At 43.1% G+C, this 536-nt stretch carries 1 pseudogene; it reads right to left on the minus strand.

The features are described from left to right. Positions 1–155: 155 nt before the first annotated feature. Positions 156–449: pseudogene (locus ACTNDQ_RS15430) on the minus strand (tyrosine-type recombinase/integrase); the annotation flags it as partial. Positions 450–536: the final 87 nt, after the last annotated feature.

Below are 536 nucleotides of genomic sequence, written 5' to 3' on the forward strand. Positions count from 1 at the left end.
AAAAGCTGTATGAGAGGGGTATGTTACTGTCTGCTGCTTAGCAGGCAGAACTTCTCATTTTAATTTGTACTAAATCTTGACATAGGACCATAAGAATTCACCCGAAAAGAAATGGTCGTTGTGTTGTGTTTTCCATGTCTGTCACCAGCCATCGCTTATTCCTCCTCTTCCTCATGTTTCTTATCTAGCAAACCTGCTAATTTACTCTGTGTAGACGGATACAGATGTGAATAAGTGTTCAACGTGGTTTCCACCTTTTCATGTCCAAGGCGTTCTGCAATCTCCAATGGAGCCACCCCCATATCAACCAGCATACTGGCATGGGAATGGCGGAGATCATGAAGTCGTATCCGCTTTACACCAGACCGCTCGATTCCGGTAGCCATACAATGTTCCATATGCGATTTGGTAAACCGAAAAAGTCTTTCCTTTTTCATAATTCCATATATAATGTACCCATAACAGTGGACACGCGAATTAGTGTAGTACCTGTTTTTCGGACACCCACACAAGACGTGCCCCTGTTCTTAAACACT

Source organism: Blautia massiliensis (ex Liu et al. 2021), assembly GCF_052064225.1.
GTDB classification, from domain to species: domain Bacteria; phylum Bacillota; class Clostridia; order Lachnospirales; family Lachnospiraceae; genus Blautia_A; species Blautia_A fusiformis.